The organism is Microvirga aerophila (assembly GCF_003332305.1).
GTDB classification, from domain to species: Bacteria; Pseudomonadota; Alphaproteobacteria; order Rhizobiales; family Beijerinckiaceae; genus Microvirga; species Microvirga aerophila.
In genome coordinates this window covers 123,581-141,704 of record NZ_QOIO01000002.1, presented here as the reverse complement: position 1 = coordinate 141,704, position 18,124 = coordinate 123,581, and the positions used below count along the sequence as shown (strand labels likewise).

Sequence of the window (18,124 nt, the reverse complement as noted above, 5' to 3'; positions counted from 1 at the left end):
TGCATCGTCGGCCGTTCTGAGTCTCGGCCATGAAAGAAAACGACCGATGGCTGCATCGCCATTTGCCAAGCTCCGCGACGCTTTTGGCCCATTATCTGGAAGCACTCGTTAGGCGGGCAGGCAAGAGGCGATCAGTTTTCATGATCGACCGCAAAATAATTTCTAATCGAATATTGCGTCTGAAGCTTGTTCGATCACGACGATCGTTACTCCTTTGAGCCGATGGAAAGAGATTATCTGGCTTGACGCCATAGATTATCGACAGATAACTTACCGCTTGCATCGAGAGAGGCTGCACATAAGCAGCCCAGCCGCCGAGTGGCGCAGAGAGCACTTCAGGATAGGAAACGCCCATGAACCACGTCGTCAAGAAGTTGAGTGGAGTCGTCTTCGCTGCCTTTGCGTTCACCAGCGGAGCGGCCGCGGAGCCTGTCAATATCCGCATTGGCTGGTCGACAATGCCGGGTCACATGATCCCGGTGCTCTATTCGAAACCCGACATTCTCAAGCATTACGGCAAGAGCTATACGGTTGAGCCCATCCTGTTTCGTGGCAGCTCCCCTCAGATCACCGCAATGGCGGCAGGGGAGATCGATATGGCGGCGTTCTCTGCCCTGACCATCGTGCTCGCAGTCACGAATGCACGCCAGAATGTGAAGGTCGTCGCCGACATCATCCAGGACGGGGTTGAGGATTACCACTCCGAGACGTTCCTCGTCCGTAAGGATTCCGGGATCAAGACGATCGCTGACATGAAAGGCAAACGCGTTGGAAGCAACGCAATCGGCTCCGCATCCGACACGGCCATCCGAGCTATGTTCAAAAGTAAAGGGTTGCAGGATAAGCGTGACTACACTGTCGTTGAGGTCGCGTTCCCGAACATTCCTCCCATGCTCGATGAGAAGAAGATCGATATGGGTACTGTGCTTCAGCCACAGTCCGATCAGCTTCTTGCAACTGGCAATTACGAGGTGTTGTTTCGAGCGAAGGAGGCTGTTGGTCCTTCCCAACTCGTTTCGCTCGTGGCACGAGCTGACTTCCTCGAGAAGAACCGGCAGGCCCTCAACGACTTCTTTGAGGACCATGTTCGCGCCATGCGGTGGTTCCGCGATCCGGCCAACCGCACGGAAGCTGTCCAGATCATCAGCAGCTTCATGAAGCAGCCGCCGGAGAAGCTGAGCCATGTCTTCACAAAGAAGGATTATTACCGCGACCCGTTCCTGTTCCCGAACGTCAAGACCCTGCAGGACAGCATCAATATCGCTCACGAAGTCGGCCTGTCGCCGACCAAGCTTGAGCTTGCGCCCAAATACGTGGACTTGAGCTTTGTCGAAGAGGCAAAACGCCGGATTGAGGCTGGCCAATGACGATGGCCGCCATTCAGGATCGCTCCCATGCGGATAGCGGAACCGGGATCGTTATCGATGGCGTCTCCCATTCGTATGGCTCGCGGCACGGGTCCGGAGTTCTCGCGCTCGATAACATCAATCTCGATATTCGGGAAAATGAGTTCCACGCGCTGCTTGGACCTTCAGGGTGCGGCAAGAGCACATTGCTGTATCTGATCGGCGGGTTCATTCCGATTCAGCAGGGGACGATCGCGACCCGCAAGGGCAAGGTGACGGCTCCCGGGCCTGAGCGAAGCATCGTGTTTCAGAACTTCGCGCTTTTCCCATGGAAGACGGTTTTGCAAAATATCGTCTATGGGCTCAAGAAGCAGGGGATCGGAGCCGCCGAGGCTGAAAGCCGCGCGCGGGAATTCATCAACCTCGTTCAGCTGAAGGGCTTCGAGAACGCGTATCCATCGCAACTCTCCGGCGGCATGCAGCAGCGCGCCGCCATTGCCCGCACTCTTGCCGTCGATCCGGAAATCCTTCTCATGGATGAGCCCTTCGGCGCGCTTGATGCGCAAACCCGGCGCGTTATGCAGGAGGAACTTCGCGCGATCTGGCAGCGCAGCCGCAAGACCGTGGTTTTCGTGACGCATGATGTCCACGAGGCGGTTTTTCTCGCAGATCGAATCTCCATCATGAGTGCGCGTCCGGGGCGCATTCAACACGTCATTGACGTCAATTTACCACAGGACCGCGGTGAAGAGATTCTGGAGAGGCCAGAGTTTCTCGAACTCAGCGAGCGTATCTGGCGTCTGGTTCGTGAGCAGGCCATCAGCGCCAGCCGCGGAGAGCACTGATGTATTCTCCCATCCTGCGCTATGTGCCGCTTCTGCTGATGCTCGTTTTTTGGCAGCTTCTCACGGTGTCGGGACTTGTGCCGCCCGAGATGCTTCCAGGCCCGCTGACAGTCGCTGGAGCCTTGTGGGATCTGATCGTAAGCGGCGAACTGGTGACGAATGCTGTTCGATCGCTCAGTCGTGCGGCGGCTGGCCTGGTGGCCGCCATTGTGGTCGGCATTGCGGCTGGGCTCTTCATGGCGACCTTCCGGCCATTCCGCCTGCTCGTGAACCCGATCGTGCAAATCTTCTACCCGATGCCGAAGTCGGCACTGATTCCCCTGGTAATGATCTGGTTCGGGTTGGGCGACTCTTCGAAGATTTTCCTGATCTTCCTGGGCTGCCTCCTGCCTGTGATCGTGAGCACTTATAACGGCGCCCGCGGGGTCAATCATTTCTTCCGCTGGTCTGCCGCAAGCCTGGGTGCGACCAAGTGGGAGGTCTTGCGCGAAGTGGTCATTCCCGCCGCCATGCCTGATATTCTGGCCGGGTGCCGGACCGCTCTGGCCTTTTCGTTCATCCTGATGGTCAGCTCCGAGTTCGTCATCGCTAAGGATGGCGTGGGCTTTCTCATCAGTTCGCTTGGCGACAGCGGTACGTATCCTGCAATGTTCGCTGTGATCTTCACGGTTGCGGCTGCGGGCTTCGCGGCCGACAGGCTGTACGCAGCCTTTGCCCGAAACCAACTTCGCTGGAGGGAGCCATGACGAGTGCTGGCGACGGCAATACAACCGTCAAGCTTCCTGCCGAAGCATTGCAAGGCCAGCGCACCTCAAGTGCCTACAGGCTGGCCCTAGGCGATGCGGGAGTTCAGGCCGCCGTCATCCTGTTTCTCTGTGTTCTATGGGAAACCGTGACGCGCCTTGACCTCGTGCACCCCTTCCTCCTGCCGCCCCTCAGCCAAGTCCTGCAACGGCTATGGGAGGACATCCTCTCCGGCACTGTGTTCGTGGATCTTGCCCTGACGCTTTATCGCGCGCTCTCGGGATTCTTCATCGCGGCGGCTATTGCCATTCCCCTTGGCGTTTTGATGTCGCGCTCTGCGGCGCTCCGATGGTTCTTTGATCCGTTGATCTCCGTGGGCTTCCCCATGCCGAAGATCGCGTTCCTGCCAATCTTCATCCTGTGGTTCGATATCTTCGATACGTCGAAGATCATCATGGTCGCATTCTCGTGCTTCTTCCCCATCGTGACGGCCACATTCGCCGGCACGTCGGCGGTGGACAAATGGCCGGTCTGGTCGGCTCGATCATTGGGCGCGAAGGACCGGGAGGTTTTATGGGAAGTCGTTCTGCCGCTCGCTTCGCCGCAAATCATCACAGGCCTGCAAATTGCCCTCCCGGTTGGAATGATCACGACTGTCGTAACCGAAATGTTGATGGGCGGCCGAGGAATCGGCGGCACGATGATCACGGCAGGCCGATTTGCGGACTCGGTTGGCGTCTTTACCGGTATCGTCGAAATAGCGTTCCTGGGCTTCGTGGTGATCCGCAGCCTCGAATACATCAGAGGACGTCTACTCGTGTGGCACCCCGAATCACGGCGCTAACGTCGTGATCCACCACCCGGCGACCTGCCGCGCTTTAACAAATGCGAACCTGATCGCTCGACAATTCGCATCCATTGACCACGAGGACAAACATGACGACATTCGTTAAGCCGCTCGGCTCTCAGGAGCTGGCATGGAATTTTCGGCTCATAGCTCAGCACGAGCTCGGAGGCTTTGGCGGCATGGGCGAGGGTATGTCGATCCAGCTGACCCGGGATGGCCGCCGCATCATGTGGATGGCCCACGAGAACGCTCCCAAAAACTTCACGGGACTTGACGTCACCGATCTCAAGAACCCCCGGCTTGTCGTCCAGACGGAGCTGCCCGAGCTTCATATGCGCTCGAACTCCCTCGAAGTCGTCGGCGATATCATGGCGGTCGCCTATCAAACCAAGAAGCCTGGTCAGAAGCCGGCCGGGTTTGAGCTGTTTGACATTTCTGTGCCGGAAAATCCGCGCTCAATCTCTTTTGTCGATTGCTCTGGACCGTATTCCCGCGGAGTCCACCAGCTCTGGTTTGTCGACGGTGAGTATATCCATATGTCCTCCGGCGCGCCGGACTTCCAGCCGCGCAACCAGCTCGACGATCAGATCTACCGCATCTTCGACGTGCGAGATCCAGCCAATCCCAAGGAGGTCGGGCGCTGGTGGCTGCCTGGGACCAGGGAAGGCGATGCAGAGCCGCCACCTGTGCGGCACGAGGCCAAAGCCGATTTCGGTTTCCGCGCACACAACACCAACGTTTATCCCCAGCGGCCGGACAGGGCCTATCTCGGCTATCTGGATGCGGGCGCTATCGTGCTCGACATTTCCGACAAGGCGAACCCGAAGATGGTTTCCCGCTGGGATAACTCGCCGCCCTATTTTGGCTTCACGCACACGCTTCTACCGCTCTTCGACCGCGATCTCTACGTCGTTACCGACGAGTGCGTTCAGGACGACATGGCCGATTGGCCCAAGCTTGTATGGGTGCTCGACGCCCGCAGCGAGGCAAACCCGATTCCGATCTCCACCCTGCCGGCTCCGCCAGCCGATGTGTTTGGGCATAAGGGTGGACGCTTCGGCGCCCATAACGTCCACGAGAATGTGCCGCGTCCCACGTCCTGGACCTCGGATCGGATCATTGTCGGCACCTTCTTCAACGCGGGGCTGCGCGCGTATGATATTTCCGACCCATTCCAGCCGCGCGAAGTAGGCTATTATGTGCCGGCTGCGCCACCCCTCTCTCCCACCGGCACGATTCAGCTCAATGACGTATTCGTCGACGAGCGTGGCGTCGTCTACACCATGGATCGACATGTCGGCGGCCTGTACATTCTCGAGATGGAATTCTGAGAAGCAGAGCTCTTTCGAGCCGTCATCGGCACCTAGCCGGTGACGGCTCTCGTCAATAGGTCCCGGTGTAAGCGAGGAGACGAACGCCGACTGTCACGTCAGCGTTCGCTTTCAGGATAGTCAGCGCTGCGGCTGATCTCATTCCAGGCTTCGATTTCGGCAAGCGTCTCGTTCAGCTTGTTCCGGATTCCGTCGAGCGCGACGCTTCCCAGGACCAAGTGCTTGGGGGGCTTCTCGGCTTCAACTGCCTTGACAATCGCTTCGGCCGCCCGAACGGGATCACCGGGCTGTTTGCCGCTGTAGCTTGCCGTCGTCTCCAGACGGGCGCCAACCGTGCTCTGGTAATCGGCTATGGCGGGGCGCCTCTGTTTCAGCGACCGTCCGGCCCAATCTGTGCGAAAAGGCCCCGGTTCCACACATGTGACCCTGATGCCAAGGGGAGCGACCTCACGAGAGAGCGCATCGGACAGCGCCTCCACCGCATGCTTCGTCGCCGCATAAAAGCCGGATCCTTCAAAGCCGATGAAACCCGCCTGTGATGAGATATTGACGATATGCCCGCGCCGACGCGCTCGCATTCCTGGCAACACGGCTCGGGTCATCGCGGCAAGGCCGAACACGTTGGTCTCGAACTGGGCACGGATCTCCTCATCGACGCCCTCCTCGATAGAGGATTGGTAGCCGTACCCTGCATTGTTCACGAGGACGTCAATTGCGCCAAACTGCTTCTCGGTCTGCGCAACGGCTGCCTTGATCTGTTCGTCGCTCGTGACGTCGAGGCCGAGAGCCAATGCCCGATCTTCGTGTCCCGCCGTGAGGTCCTCGACGCGGGCCGCATCTCGAGCTGTCACCACAGCGCGCCACCCACGGCGGAGAACGAGTTGGGCCAGTTCCCGGCCAAAGCCCGTAGAACAACCGGTGATGAACCAGACTGGGTTATCGTTCAGTGCCATTCCGTAACTCCTCGTTCGGACGGTAGGAAGCCTGCCGCCGGATGGCAAATAGGGTTCTGGGCCATGCTAGCAATCGTCTAGCGAGCGCGCCGCTATCCCCTAAGCCCAATGACCGGGATTTCGCGCCAGAGCGGATGAAGCGACGGATCATCCTCCTCGATGCGCGAAAAGCGTCCAACAGGATCCACGAAGTAGTTGTCGGTCAGGTCATCATTCACTTGGCTGACCTCGCCTGCGAGTACCGTGCCGCTTCCGGCCTCGCCATAGAAGCGGTGCACCAGCCTGCGCGGCAAGGTGATGCTTTCGCCCGGCTTTAACCGGACTGGCTCTCCTGGCTCGACAATGCGGCGCATTCCATCAGTGAGAACCTCGAAAGGCTGGGTGAGACGCTTGCTCTGATCGTCTAGTTGGAAGCACTCTACGATGAGATTGCCGCCCCCGCGCACGATGATGTCCTCCATTTTAACGGCATGATAGTGCCATGGCGTTTCCTGGTTCTCTCGAACGATCAGGATCTTCTCCGCATACGGCACTTCGTGGATATGACCCTGGATCCCGTTGCGAATGCAAAAAAGCAAAAGGCCTCTCTTGTCGAATTGATCTGATCCGAAATCCGTCACGTCCCAACCCATCTGACGATTCCGGCAATAGGCTGCGGTCTCAGGATGGCCCTGCCATTCCTCCGGCGACCAATCAGCCCACGGCGGCAGATGGAACCGATGTTCAGAAAGCAGTGCTCGTGCTTCCCTCATGAGCGAGTTGATCGCGGATCGCCGCATTGACCTTCTCCCGGTTACAAAAGGCTCGCATTCTTCCGCTTCTCCGCTCAGCCATCTCGGCGGGCTGGATCGACCCTCATGGATTGAGATAGAGGGCTAGTCGTTGAGCAGCGTTCTTAAGATGTGTCTCGGCGGCGTTCCGGGCGCCGCCGGCATCACGGCGTTCAATGGCATTGAAGATAGCTTGGTGTTCTGCTTGCACAGCGTCGGTGAGGCCTGCCAGGCGGGCCGTATTGGTCCGGGCGGTTCGGATGAAGTTGCGTACACGTCTGTCCAGAAAATCCGACATGTCGCGAAAGAATGGGTTGCTGGTGGCTTCGATGATCGCTCGATGAAAGGCAAGGTCTTCGTCGACGCCAGACTCTCCTCTAATGATCGCCTGCTGCATGGCATCGAGCTGGGTCTGAATAGCCTTCAAATCCGCTTCGGTCCTCCGCACAGCAGCATGCTCGGTGGCGCTCGCCTCCACGGCCATCAGAAGCTCGACGATGTTTCTGATCTCCTCCCTGTTGGAAAAATCCGCAATATCGAGGCGGAACACGGAAACAGCACCGGGATCGGCAACAAACGCGCCAGCGCCCTGCCGGGTGATCACAAGACCGTCATGCTTCAATCGTCCGATCGCCTCGCGGACGGTGGGCCTGCTTACCCCGTAGGTTTCAGATATCTGCTGCTCGGTTGGCAGTTTCTCGCCGGGGCGTAGCCGTCCCGATACGATCTCCTCCCGCAGGCGCACAGCAACGGTGTCGGCCAGTGAGGGGGCCCGATCGATTATACCGCGTGAGTGTGTTGCCATTGGAGGTTCTTCCTAACTGTGGCTCTCGGGTCCTCTGCACCTCAGCTGCCGATATAGAGGCCGCCATTCACATGCACGGTTTCGCCTGTGATGAAGCTTGCCCAATCGGAGCACAGGAAGGTGACGAGGCGGGCGACTTCCCCCGGAGTGCCAAGGCGCTTCAGAGGCGTCTGGTCGATCAGGTCCGGACGCGCCGCGAGCAGCGGCTGCACCATCGGCCCTTCGATCAGTCCTGGTGACACAGCATTGACGCGCACCCGTGGGGCGAGCTCCAGCGCAAGCGAGCGCGAGAAGGTCAGCACCGCACCCTTGGCGGCAGCGTAGTGCGAATGCATGTAGCTGCCCCGGTGTCCCGCCATCGACGCAATATTCACAATGGCTCCACCGTCGGTCAGGGCCGGAATGGCTGCGCGGCAGGTGTAGAACACGCCAGACAGATTGACGTCGATCGCTTGACGCCATTGCTCGTCCGACATGTCGCGAACCATCTGATCCCGATAGAGGCCTGCGCCGGTAACCAAGAAGTCGATCGCGCCGAAGCGCTCCTTGGCAGTCGCAAGACATTTGTCCGCATCGGCCGAGACGGCTGCGTCCTGTCGAAGACCTATCGCTCGCTGACCTGACGAGTCGAGCTCAAGCGCAAATGCTGTGACGCCGGCCTCATCAAGATCCGTCAGAACGCATGTCGCCCCAAGATCAAAGAAGAGCTGTGCGATAGCCCGGCTGATGCTGCCGTTCGCGCCGGTGAGAAACAAGGTTTTGCCCGAGAAGTCGAACATCGTTGCGCTTGATCCATTTCTCAGGTGAGCAGCCAGCCGCCTGCGACGTCGCAGACCTGACCGGTGACGAAGCCGGACGCGTCGGATGTGAGGAAAAGGCATGTATTCGCCACGTCCTCTGGGCTTCCGAGCCGGCGCAGCGGCGTCGCCAGACGGGCTGCCTCATTGGCCTCAGGTGCGGTGCCGCGCACCAGAGGTGTATCGATGCGGCCAGGCGCAACCGCGTTAATCGTGATCCCGTAGGGACCGAGTTCCCCTGCAAGATGCTTTGTGAAGCCGATCAATGCCGCCTTCGAGGCCGCATAGTGGACACCCACGATATCGCAGTAGGTTTTTCCTGCGACTGACGAGAGGCTGACAATCCGGCCCCGGCCGATCTCGCGCATGCCGGGGACAACGGCCTGCATGCAGTTGAACGCGCCCGTCAGGTTGACATCGAGAACACGGCGCCATTCCGCAGGGCTCATCTCCCAAGCCTGAGCACGTCGCCCATCGGCTCCAGACTTCGGCGAGATCCCGGCATTGTTGACGAGAATATCGATGGTTCCCAGGGCCTCGGCGGCGCGGCGGCAGGCGAGGCCCACTGCTTCATCGTCTGCGACGTCGGCCGAAAGAGCAATCGCCTCGCAGCCGCGTTCGCGAGCCGCGGCGGCGGCCTCCTCGGCAAGAGCGGGTTCGTAGTCGACATAAGCTACGCGAGCGCCCGCCGCCGCATGAGCATCCGCAATGGCGCGCCCGATACCGCGCCCCGCGCCAGTGATCAAGGCTACGTGCCCGGCATGGGAACTCACTTGCGGATCTCCAGCATGATCTTGCCCTGGTGCGCGCTCGACTCCATCAATTGATGAGCCTCCCGAGCCTGTTCGAGAGGGAAGGTGGCATGAATTACGGGCCTGACAGCTCCCTTTTCGAGGAGGGGCCACACGTTTTGGCGCAGCGCATCGGCAATTTTGGCCTTGAGTTCGACGGACCGCGGGCGCAGGGTCGAGCCGGTAATCGTCAGTCGGCGGAGCATGACAGGCATGAAGTCGAACTCGACCTTGCTCGACTGGAGGAAGGCGATCTGAACGAGCCGACCCTCGAAGGCCAGGATCGATAGGTTGCGTGCAATATAGGGGCCGCCAACCATGTCGAGGACTACGTCGACGCCTCGGCCACCCGTGAGTTGCCGGACTTCCTCAACAAAGTCCTTCGAGCGGTAGTCGATGGCGACGTCAGCGCCAAGAGAGCGGCAGAAATCACATTTGTCCGGCGATCCGGCGGTTGCGTAGACGGTCGCTCCCGCCTGTTTGGCCAGCTGAATGGCGGTGGAGCCGATTCCGCTTGAGCCCCCATGCACCAGGAGCGTTTCGCCAGCCGCCAATCGTCCTCGCGTGAAGACATTGTCGTAGACCGTGAAATAGGTTTCGGGGACTCCGGCCGCTTCGAGCAGGGACAAAGGGCTTGGAACCGGAAGGCAGAGAGCCGAGTCAGCGACGCAATATTCGGCATAGCCACCGCTTGCCACCAAAGCGCAGACTTCATCTCCTACGTTCAGGCCGTTGGCATCATTCCCAACAGCGACGATCCGGCCGGATACCTCAAGGCCTGGGACATTGGTTGCTCCAGGGGGAGGGGGATAGCCGCCAGCGCGTTGCAGACAGTCGGGCCGGTTCACGCCGGCCGCCGCAACCTCGATGAGCACTTGCCCTGGGCCAGGTTGTGGAGTCGCCGCTAATTCCAATCTGATGACCTCGGGTCCGCCTGCTCCTTCGAAGCGGATCTGGCGCATTGTGTCGGGAAGTGTCGTCAAAAGAATTTCCTCCTTCAGGAGAGCTGATTGCAGCCGGTTGTCCCCGCCGTCATGCTCGACCTTAGGATTAGCAATTTCCTACTTGTCAGGCAACTTGGTTATCTGCAACTATCTGACCGCCGGACGAACGTGCCGGTCGGCGTGCTTTGCGGCGCTGCTCGGAACGCGATCCCAATTGGAAGGGATCTCAGGAGGAAACGATGAGATTGTTTGTGAAGGTGGCTCTTGCCACCGGCTTGGCGCTGGGCGCCTCCCAGGCTTCCGCTCAACAGGCTGTTAAGGTTGGGGCCCTCTACCCGTTCTCTGGCGGCCTCGCTCTGCTGGGCGATGAGAGCTTCCGCGGACTGGAGATCGCCGTCGAGGAGCGCAACGCCGCTGGCGGATTGAACGGCAAAAAGATCGAACTGGTCCGTGGTGACGCAGTCGATCCTAACCAGGCCGTTGGCGAAGCGCGGCGCCTCACGTCAGTGGAAAAGGTCTCGGCAATCTTCGGAACCTACTCCTCGTCGCTCGCGATTGCCGCCACCCAGGTTGCTCAGTTGGCAGGCGTCCCATATTTCGAGCTGGGTGCGATTTCCGATCCCATCACGGAACGCGGTTTGAAATACGTCTTCCGCACAAACCCGACCTCCAAGGACTTCGCTAACCGGATGGTGGATTCGGTGGTCGAGGCGGTTGCGCCTGCGCTTAATCTGGATCCAAAGACCCTTAAAATCGGCATCATCCATGAGGATTCCCTCTACGGACAGACGGTGTCCGCATTTCAGCAGACCCGCGCCAAGGAGAAGGGCCTGAACCTCGTCGAGACGCTGCCCTATTCGGCGAAGTCGGTGGACCTGACGCCGGTGATCCTGCGTCTCAAGTCCGCTGGCGTCGATGTGGTTCTGCAGACCTCCTACCAAAACGACACGGTCCTGTTCTTCCGCCAGATGAAGGACCAGGGCTTCAAGCCGAAGGCAGTGATCGGAGCGGGCGGAGGCTACTCGACCCGCGACACCGCCCAGGCTGTCGGTAATGAAAACATCGAAGGCGCTCTCAACGTCGATTTCCCGCAATACCGCACGAACCCCCAGGCAGCCCCGGGTATCGACGAATTCGTAAAGAAGTATCAGGCGAAGTACGGCATCGCGCCGCGCTCCGGGCATAGCCTCACCAACTACATGGGTGCGAACGTATTCCTCGATGCGATGGCAGCTTCGAAGGATCTTAAAGCCGATACGATTCGCGAGAGCCTTTTGAAAGTGGATGTGCCGCTCGGCAAAACCGCCACCGGCTGGGGCGTGAAGTTCGACGAGAAGGGTCAAAATACCCGCGTCAGTCCGTTCCTCATGCAATGGCAGGGTGGCGAACTCGTGACCGTGTTCCCGCCCGAGGCCGCTGTCGCCAAGCTGAAAACCGGCGTCGGCTCGAACTGACCTCCGTCAGACTTGCGATCTCCGGCGGAAGCACCGTCCGGAGATCGCCCTTTCATCCTCTAGCCATTCCTGCTCGTCCTGGAGTTCCTGGATGGACGTTCTCGTACAACTTATTCTCAACGGCATTCTGCTGGGCAGCATGTATGCGATCATCAGTGTCGGCCTGACCCTGATCTTCGGCATCGTCCGGGTGGTTAATTTCGCCCATGGCGAATTCCTGATGGTCGGTATGTACGCCGTCTATCTTCTGGGAACTCATCTCGGCCTGAACCCGTATGTGTCCATCGTCCCGGTCGTGATCCTGCTCTTCGTGCTTGGAGCACTGGTGCAGCGCTTCATTATTCAGCCGCTTCTTGGCGCAGACGAGCATATCCAGATTTTCGCCACCGTCGGCCTGTCGACAGCGCTCGTGAACCTCGCCCTCCTGGTATTCGGGGCGGATCTCTACTCCCTGACCGTTCCGAGCGCACGGCAGGCAATCTCGGTTGGCGGCAACACCATGTTGGTTGGCCAGATCGTTATGTTTATCTGTGCCGTGGTTCTCGTGGCTGGACTGCACTTCTTCATGCAGACGACGGCGCTAGGGCGGGCCATTCGCGCAACGGCCCAAAACCGCAATGCGGCCCTTCTCATGGGTGTCAGAGTCGATCGGGTCTACGTCTTTACCTTCGGGCTTGGGGCCGCCTGCGTCGGTCTGGCGAGCGCGCTCTTGATCCCGCTTTACCCTGTGACGCCAACCATCGGCACCTATTTTGTCCTAACAGCCTTTGTGGTCGTGGTGCTGGGTGGGATGCGCAGCATCTACGGGGCTTTCGCCGGCGCGATGATCATCGGGATCGTGGATAGCCTCTCGGGCTATTACATTGCTCCAGACCTCAAGGAAGTGGTCTACTTCGCGATCTTTATTCTCATCTTGATTTTCAAGCCGACGGGCCTTTTCGGCTTCGGCCGCGGCACGGAGTGAAATCATGACCGCAAAAGCCATTTCGTCCGCTGCAACGAGCCAAAAACGCTCAAGTTTCCTGACCCAGCTGGCAAACCCGCGGGTGTACTGCGCGCTTCTGGCGCTGTCGCTCATCCTCATCGTGCCGGCGGTGATTGACTCCCCCTTTGTCGTGCACGTCTTCGTGACAATCTGCGTATTTGCGGCCCTCTCGACGGCCTGGAATATTGTGGGCGGATATGCGGGTCAGCTTTCGCTTGGCCATACGGTGTTCTACGGCATCGGCGGCTATACGACTGCGCTTCTGATCCAGCACTTCGGCATTAGCCCTTGGCTGGGAATGTGGGCTGGCGCCGCGCTGTCGGCCCTTGTCGGCATCGGCATCGGTTATCCGTGCTTCCGTCTGCGAGGCCCGTTCTTCTCTCTGGCGACGATCGCCTTTCTTGAGGTGGTGCGCCTTCTCTCCATCCACTTCACTGGCGTAACCGGCGGGGCGGCAGGTCTTATCGTGCCGCTCAACCTCGGCTGGGCGTGGATGATCTTCGAGGACAAGTTCAACTACCTTTACATCGCCTTCGGCCTGCTTCTGCTGACGCTGATCGTCTCCTGGGCGATCCGCAACTCACGCCTCGGCTTTTATCTAACGGCGGTTCGCGAGCGTGAGGACGCAGCATTGGCGGCCGGCGTCAACAATACGAACGTCAAGCTCAAGGCCGTGATGATCTCGGCCGCCTTGACGTCCCTTGTCGGCTCCTTCCACGCTATGTACATGACGTTCCTGGAGCCAGCGACCATGTTCTCGCTGGCCACCTCCATCGAGATCGCCATGTTCTCGCTGATCGGTGGCCTCGGAACGGTTGTCGGCCCGCTTCTTGGTACCGTTCTGGTGGTTCCGATTGCCGAACTCGCCCGTGGCTGGCTTGGCGCATCAGCCAACGGCCTGCATGGATTCGTCTATGGCACCGTCCTGGTCATCATCACCCTGACATTGCCGGGTGGGCTCGTCGGAACCTTCGGGAACCGCGTGGGAGGCTGGATCGATCGCCTTCCAGGTGGCGGACGCCGTGACGACGGTCGCGAGGCGCCCGCACAGCGTCCGATCACGGGAGAGCCGGTAAAGCCAATCCTCGAAGCGAAGAACCTCGTGATGAAGTTCGGCGGACTAACGGCAACCGATAATGTCTCGGTCACCCTCCTTCGCGGCGAAATCCTCGGGATCATTGGGCCCAACGGCGCCGGCAAAACGACGCTCTTCAGTCAGATCTCCGGCTTCCTGCAGCCGACATCGGGTACGGTCGGCATTGTAGGCCCTGATGGGTCCATGACAAGCCCAACCTCGGCAGATGAGTTCGCGCGGCTTGGCGTTGGACGGACGTTCCAAATCGTTCAGCCCTTCGGAAAGCTGACGGTGCTAGAGAACATCATGGTCGGCGCATTCATGCGCCACCCGAAGGTCGACGATGCACGGGCGGCAGCGCTTCGCGTCGCACGGCTCGTGGGTCTTGACGACATCAAGGACGTGGAAGCTCGCAATCTCCCGATCGGCGGCCTTAAGCGCCTTGAGGTTGCCAGAACCTTGGCGACCGAACCTTCGATCCTCCTCCTCGACGAGGTGATGGCAGGCCAGAGCCAGTCGGATACGCAGAAGATGGTCAATCTCGTTCGCACAATCCGCGACACCGGCGTCACGGTCATCGCGATCGAACACAACATGCAGGCGATCATGAGCCTGTCGGATCGTATCGTGGTCATCGACTCCGGACGTGTGATTGCGCAGGGCAATCCGCAGGAAGTTGTGAAAGACAGGCGGGTGATTGAGGCCTATCTCGGAGAGGACTTCGTTGATGCTCAAGGTATCTAACGTAACAGCCGGCTACGGCCGCACGGTCATCCTTCAGGATATTTCAATCGAGATCGGCCGTGGAGAGGTCGTCACCATCATCGGCTCCAACGGAGCCGGAAAGACGACGCTGCTGCGAACCATTTCCGGACTGGTCAAGCCGGTGAGCGGCGAGATTCTGTTTGATGGCGAGCGCATCGACCGGCGTGATCCTGCCGACATCGTCGGACGCGGCCTCATCATGGTGCCGGAAGCGCGTCAGCTCTTTCCGGTCATGACCGTCCGCGACAACGTCATGATGGGCTGCTACCACCCCAATGCGCGAGAGGGCGCGTCGAAACGCTTCGAGGAAGTGCTCAGCATCTTCCCGCGCGTGAGAGAAAGGCTCGATCAGTTGGCCGGTTCACTCTCCGGCGGTGAGCAGCAGATGGTGGCGATCGCCCGCGGTCTCATGGCCTCGCCCAAGCTTCTCATGCTCGACGAGCCATCGCTCGGTCTTGCGCCTCTCATCGTGCAGCAGATGTTCGGCATCGTCGACCGCATCTGCCAGATGGGCACGACGGTGCTCCTAGTCGAGCAGAAGGCCTTCCACGCCCTCAAGATTGCTCAGCGGGCCTATGTCATCGAGAACGGCCGGATCGCTATGGAGAACACCGGAGCCGGTCTCCTATCCGATCCTCACATCAAGACAGCATATCTCGGAATATAACTAACAGGACGCAAATGCTGCACCGGAACTATATCGGCGGAGAATGGGTCGAAGGCGTCGCCACGAACCTCAATATCAATCCGTCCAACCTCGACGATGTGGTCGGCGAGTATGCCTCGGCTGATGCTTCTCAAACCGAAGCCGCAATCGCGGCTGCTCACGCGGCCTTTCCGACCTGGGCGGCTTCGAGCCCGGAGGTTCGATCCGACATTATTGACCAGATCGGCACCGAGCGGCTGGCCCGGAAGAACGAACTTGGTCGCCTTCTCTCTCTGGAGGAGGGCAAGACCCTGCCCGAGGGGATCGGCGAGGTCGTCAGGGCCGGACGGGTCTTCAAGTTCTTCGCCGGCGAAGCTCTCCGGCTGACGGGCGATCGTTTGGCCTCTGTCCGGTCTGGTGTCGATGTCGAGATCGTCCGTGAACCCGAGGGCGTCGTTGGTCTGATCACCCCATGGAATTTTCCCATCGCGATTCCTGCATGGAAGATCGCTCCCGCGCTCGCTTACGGAAACTGCGTGGTCTTCAAGCCGGCTGATCTCGTGCCGGGATCCGCCTGGGCTTTGTCCGAAATCATCTCGCGCGCCGGCGTACCGTCGGGAGTGTTCAACCTTGTGATGGGGTCCGGCTCTCAAGTCGGCAACGCCATCGTCAAGTCGCCTCTCGTTCGAGCTTTAAGCTTCACGGGGTCGGTCCCGGTCGGGCGTCGTCTCGCGGGGGATCTGGTGGCGCGCGGCGCCAAGATCCAACTTGAAATGGGCGGCAAGAACCCGCTCGTGGTGCTGGACGACGCGGATCTAAAGATCGCTGTCGAGTGCGCCGTGAATGGCGCCTTTTTCTCGACGGGGCAACGGTGCACTGCGTCTTCCCGCCTGATTGTCCAGGAGGGAATCCATGATCGCTTTGTGGAAGCCCTGAAGGAACGCGTTGCAGGCTTGAAGGTAGATAACGCTCTCAAGCCTGGCACCGATATCGGCCCCGTGGTCAGCCGTTCGCAGCTCGAGCAGGATATCAGCTATGTGGAAATTGGTCGAAAAGAAGGCGCGAAGGTCGTCATCGGAGGCGAGGCAATCGATCGGGAGACCCCCGGCCACTACATGACTCCTGCTCTCCTGACTGAGACCACGAACGATATGCGGGTCAACCGGGAGGAGATCTTCGGGCCTGTTGCGACAGTCATCCGTGTCCGTGACTACGAAGAGGCCGTAGCGGTCGCCAATGACACGGAGTTTGGGTTGTCCTCGGGCATCTGCACAACGTCCCTCAAATATGCAGGGGATTTCAAGAAGCGCTCCAGCGCGGGGATGGTGATGGTGAACCTTCCCACCGCGGGAGTCGATTATCATACGCCGTTTGGTGGACGAAAGGGCTCCTCCTACGGCCCGCGCGAGCAAGGTGCGTATGCGCGTGAGTTCTATACGGCGGTGAAGATCGCCTACACGCTCGGGTGACGTAATGGCAGAGACTACAGGCCGTACGGCTATCTGGGGTATCCTGGCGGACCCGATCCATCACGTGAAAACCCCTCAGGCCTTGAATGCGTTGATGGAGGAGCACGGCGTCGACGGAGTCATGATCCCGTTTCATGTGGGATCGGGGGGCCTCGACTCCCTGGTGGCTGGTCTGAGGTCCATGCACAACCTGAAGGGTTTTGTCGTCACGGTTCCGCACAAAACCGCCATAGTGGACCTCTGTGACGAAGTCAGCGAGCAAGCCCAGGCCATTGGAGCCGTCAATACAGTGAGGCGCGAGGACGATGGCAGCCTCGTGGGCGAAATGCTGGACGGCGCAGGCTTCGTGGCGGGCCTCCGGCAGGGCGGAGTCGAGCCGCGCGAACGGAGCGTCTACCTGGCGGGCGCCGGAGGAGCCGCCAACGCGATCGCGTTTGCCTTGGCGCAAGCAGGAGTGTCGCGCCTCACCGTCGCGAACCGTACACGAAGCAAGTCCGAGGACCTGCGGCAGCGGCTCGCGAAGCACTATCCCGCAGTTTCGGTCGAGATAGGGTCACCCGATCCGTCAGGGCATGAAATCGTCGTCAACGCGACCTCTCTAGGGCTGAGGGAAGGTGATCCTCTACCCCTCGACGTGAATGGTCTTTCGTCTAGTCAGGTTGTTGCAGAAATCATCATGCAGCCTGAAACGACGGCCCTTCTGGCCGCCGCGAAGGAGAGGGGATGCCGGACACATCCCGGTCGGCCGATGCTCACCTGCCAGCTCGAATTGATGGCCAAGTTCATGAGGATGATTCCGTGACACTGGAGCGGCCCTTGAGCAGCCTTGAGGGACGATGCGCCCTTATCACGGGCGGGGCATCGGGGATCGGCCTTGAGATCACCCGGATGTTCGCCTCCCGTGGTGCTCGGGTCATCGTCTTGGACCAGAACCCAGAGGCTGCCCGAAATATGGAGAACGTGGCAGTCGCCTCGGGTAGCGTCACTGAACCCTCTGATGTGAAGCAAGCCTTCGATGTGGCCGAGGAAACGTTCGGTCCTGTGGATGTGGTGTTCGCGAACGCCGGAGTTTCGCAAAACTGCCCAACGCTGGATCTCGATTTCGAGGGCTGGCGGCGAGTCATGGGCGTAAACCTCGACGGTGTCTTCTTGACGGCTCAGGAGGCGGGCCGGCGAATGATTCCGCGAGGGCAAGGACACATCATCCTGACCTCCTCAATTTACGGCGTTGTCGCGGCGCCCGAGAGACTGGGCTATGTGGTTTCAAAGAGCGGCGTGTCGGCGATGACCAAGGCGCTTGCCGTCGAATGGGCGCAATATGGAATTCGCGTGAACGCAATTGCGCCAGGTTATGTCCGCACCCCGTTTGTAGACGACCTTCAGGCGCGCGGGCGGCTGGATATTGCGGCTCTTGAGAAGCGCACACCTATTGGACGTCTTATCGAAACGCGGGAAGTGGCCGAGGTCGCGGCTTTCCTGGCCTCAGATGCTTCGGGTCCCATCACGGGACAGATCATCGGAATCGACGGCGGCTGGACCGCATACGGGTACGTTTAG

General features: G+C 59.8%; 18 protein-coding genes. 12 read left to right on the top strand and 6 right to left on the bottom strand.

What is annotated here, in order from left to right; genetic code table 11:
* Nucleotides 1–353: 353 nt before the first annotated feature.
* From DRB19_RS01925 to DRB19_RS01905, 5 genes are all read left to right on the top strand, one after another.
* On the top strand, nt 354–1,367 hold the full coding sequence (locus tag DRB19_RS01925) for an ABC transporter substrate-binding protein (RefSeq protein WP_114184339.1): 1,014 nt from the start codon (nt 354–356) through the stop codon (nt 1,365–1,367).
* Nucleotides 1,364–2,191: an ABC transporter ATP-binding protein gene (locus DRB19_RS01920; protein ID WP_114184338.1), complete on the top strand. Its 828-nt coding sequence runs from the start codon at nt 1,364–1,366 to the stop codon at nt 2,189–2,191. The genes DRB19_RS01925 and DRB19_RS01920 overlap by 4 nt, the downstream gene beginning before the upstream one ends.
* Entirely contained in the window at nt 2,191–2,937 is a 747-nt protein-coding gene (locus tag DRB19_RS01915) for an ABC transporter permease (protein WP_114184337.1), read from the top strand. The genes DRB19_RS01920 and DRB19_RS01915 overlap by 1 nt, the downstream gene beginning before the upstream one ends.
* A complete protein-coding gene (locus DRB19_RS01910; RefSeq protein ID WP_114184336.1) occupies nt 2,934–3,779 on the top strand; it encodes an ABC transporter permease in 846 nt (281 codons plus the stop codon). Before DRB19_RS01915 ends, DRB19_RS01910 begins: the two co-directional genes overlap by 4 nt.
* 92 nt (nt 3,780–3,871) lie before the next feature.
* Nucleotides 3,872–5,113, top strand: a complete 1,242-nt coding sequence (locus DRB19_RS01905) for an LVIVD repeat-containing protein (RefSeq protein ID WP_114184335.1) — start codon at nt 3,872–3,874, stop codon at nt 5,111–5,113.
* A 98-nt stretch (nt 5,114–5,211) separates the two neighbouring features.
* Here DRB19_RS01905 and DRB19_RS01900 read toward each other — a convergent pair whose 3' ends face one another.
* The 6 genes from DRB19_RS01900 to DRB19_RS01875 form a co-directional block, all read right to left on the bottom strand.
* Complete coding sequence (locus DRB19_RS01900) at nt 5,212–6,066, bottom strand: oxidoreductase (RefSeq protein ID WP_114184334.1); 855 nt, start codon at nt 6,064–6,066, stop codon at nt 5,212–5,214.
* Between the two features lie 92 nt (nt 6,067–6,158).
* Nucleotides 6,159–6,845: a D-lyxose/D-mannose family sugar isomerase gene (locus DRB19_RS01895; RefSeq protein WP_114184333.1), complete on the bottom strand. Its 687-nt coding sequence runs from the start codon at nt 6,843–6,845 to the stop codon at nt 6,159–6,161.
* A gap of 76 nt (nt 6,846–6,921) precedes the next feature.
* Nucleotides 6,922–7,641 carry a FadR/GntR family transcriptional regulator gene (locus DRB19_RS01890; RefSeq protein ID WP_114184332.1) on the bottom strand — a complete coding sequence of 240 codons (720 nt, stop codon included), beginning with the start codon at nt 7,639–7,641 and terminating at the stop codon, nt 6,922–6,924.
* A gap of 41 nt (nt 7,642–7,682) precedes the next feature.
* Nucleotides 7,683–8,420: an SDR family NAD(P)-dependent oxidoreductase gene (locus tag DRB19_RS01885; protein ID WP_114184331.1), complete on the bottom strand. Its 738-nt coding sequence runs from the start codon at nt 8,418–8,420 to the stop codon at nt 7,683–7,685.
* A 20-nt stretch (nt 8,421–8,440) separates the two neighbouring features.
* On the bottom strand, nt 8,441–9,211 hold the full coding sequence (locus DRB19_RS01880) for an SDR family oxidoreductase (RefSeq protein WP_114184330.1): 771 nt from the start codon (nt 9,209–9,211) through the stop codon (nt 8,441–8,443).
* Nucleotides 9,208–10,191, bottom strand: coding sequence for an NAD(P)H-quinone oxidoreductase (locus tag DRB19_RS01875; RefSeq protein WP_174799908.1), 984 nt, complete (start codon nt 10,189–10,191; stop codon nt 9,208–9,210). Before DRB19_RS01875 ends, DRB19_RS01880 begins: the two co-directional genes overlap by 4 nt.
* A 221-nt stretch (nt 10,192–10,412) precedes the next feature.
* Here DRB19_RS01875 and DRB19_RS01870 point away from each other — a divergent pair, with 221 nt between their 5' ends.
* From DRB19_RS01870 to DRB19_RS01840, 7 genes are all read left to right on the top strand, one after another.
* Nucleotides 10,413–11,627 (top strand): ABC transporter substrate-binding protein, encoded by a 1,215-nt coding sequence (locus tag DRB19_RS01870; protein ID WP_114184328.1) that lies wholly within the window; start codon nt 10,413–10,415, stop codon nt 11,625–11,627.
* A 91-nt stretch (nt 11,628–11,718) separates the two neighbouring features.
* Entirely contained in the window at nt 11,719–12,591 is an 873-nt protein-coding gene (locus DRB19_RS01865; protein WP_114184327.1) for a branched-chain amino acid ABC transporter permease, read from the top strand.
* Nucleotides 12,592–12,595: 4 nt separating this feature from the next.
* Entirely contained in the window at nt 12,596–14,431 is a 1,836-nt protein-coding gene (locus DRB19_RS01860) for a branched-chain amino acid ABC transporter ATP-binding protein/permease (protein WP_114184326.1), read from the top strand.
* Nucleotides 14,415–15,119, top strand: a complete 705-nt coding sequence (locus DRB19_RS01855) for an ABC transporter ATP-binding protein (RefSeq protein WP_114184325.1) — start codon at nt 14,415–14,417, stop codon at nt 15,117–15,119. The genes DRB19_RS01860 and DRB19_RS01855 overlap by 17 nt, the downstream gene beginning before the upstream one ends.
* A 14-nt stretch (nt 15,120–15,133) precedes the next feature.
* The gene (locus tag DRB19_RS01850; RefSeq protein ID WP_114184324.1) at nt 15,134–16,567 is read left to right on the top strand and encodes an aldehyde dehydrogenase family protein; all 1,434 of its coding nucleotides are present in this window, start codon (nt 15,134–15,136) and stop codon (nt 16,565–16,567) included.
* A 4-nt stretch (nt 16,568–16,571) separates the two neighbouring features.
* The gene (locus DRB19_RS01845) at nt 16,572–17,369 is read left to right on the top strand and encodes a shikimate dehydrogenase family protein (RefSeq protein WP_114184323.1); all 798 of its coding nucleotides are present in this window, start codon (nt 16,572–16,574) and stop codon (nt 17,367–17,369) included.
* Nucleotides 17,366–18,124 (top strand): SDR family NAD(P)-dependent oxidoreductase, encoded by a 759-nt coding sequence (locus DRB19_RS01840; RefSeq protein ID WP_245439229.1) that lies wholly within the window; start codon nt 17,366–17,368, stop codon nt 18,122–18,124. The genes DRB19_RS01845 and DRB19_RS01840 overlap by 4 nt, the downstream gene beginning before the upstream one ends.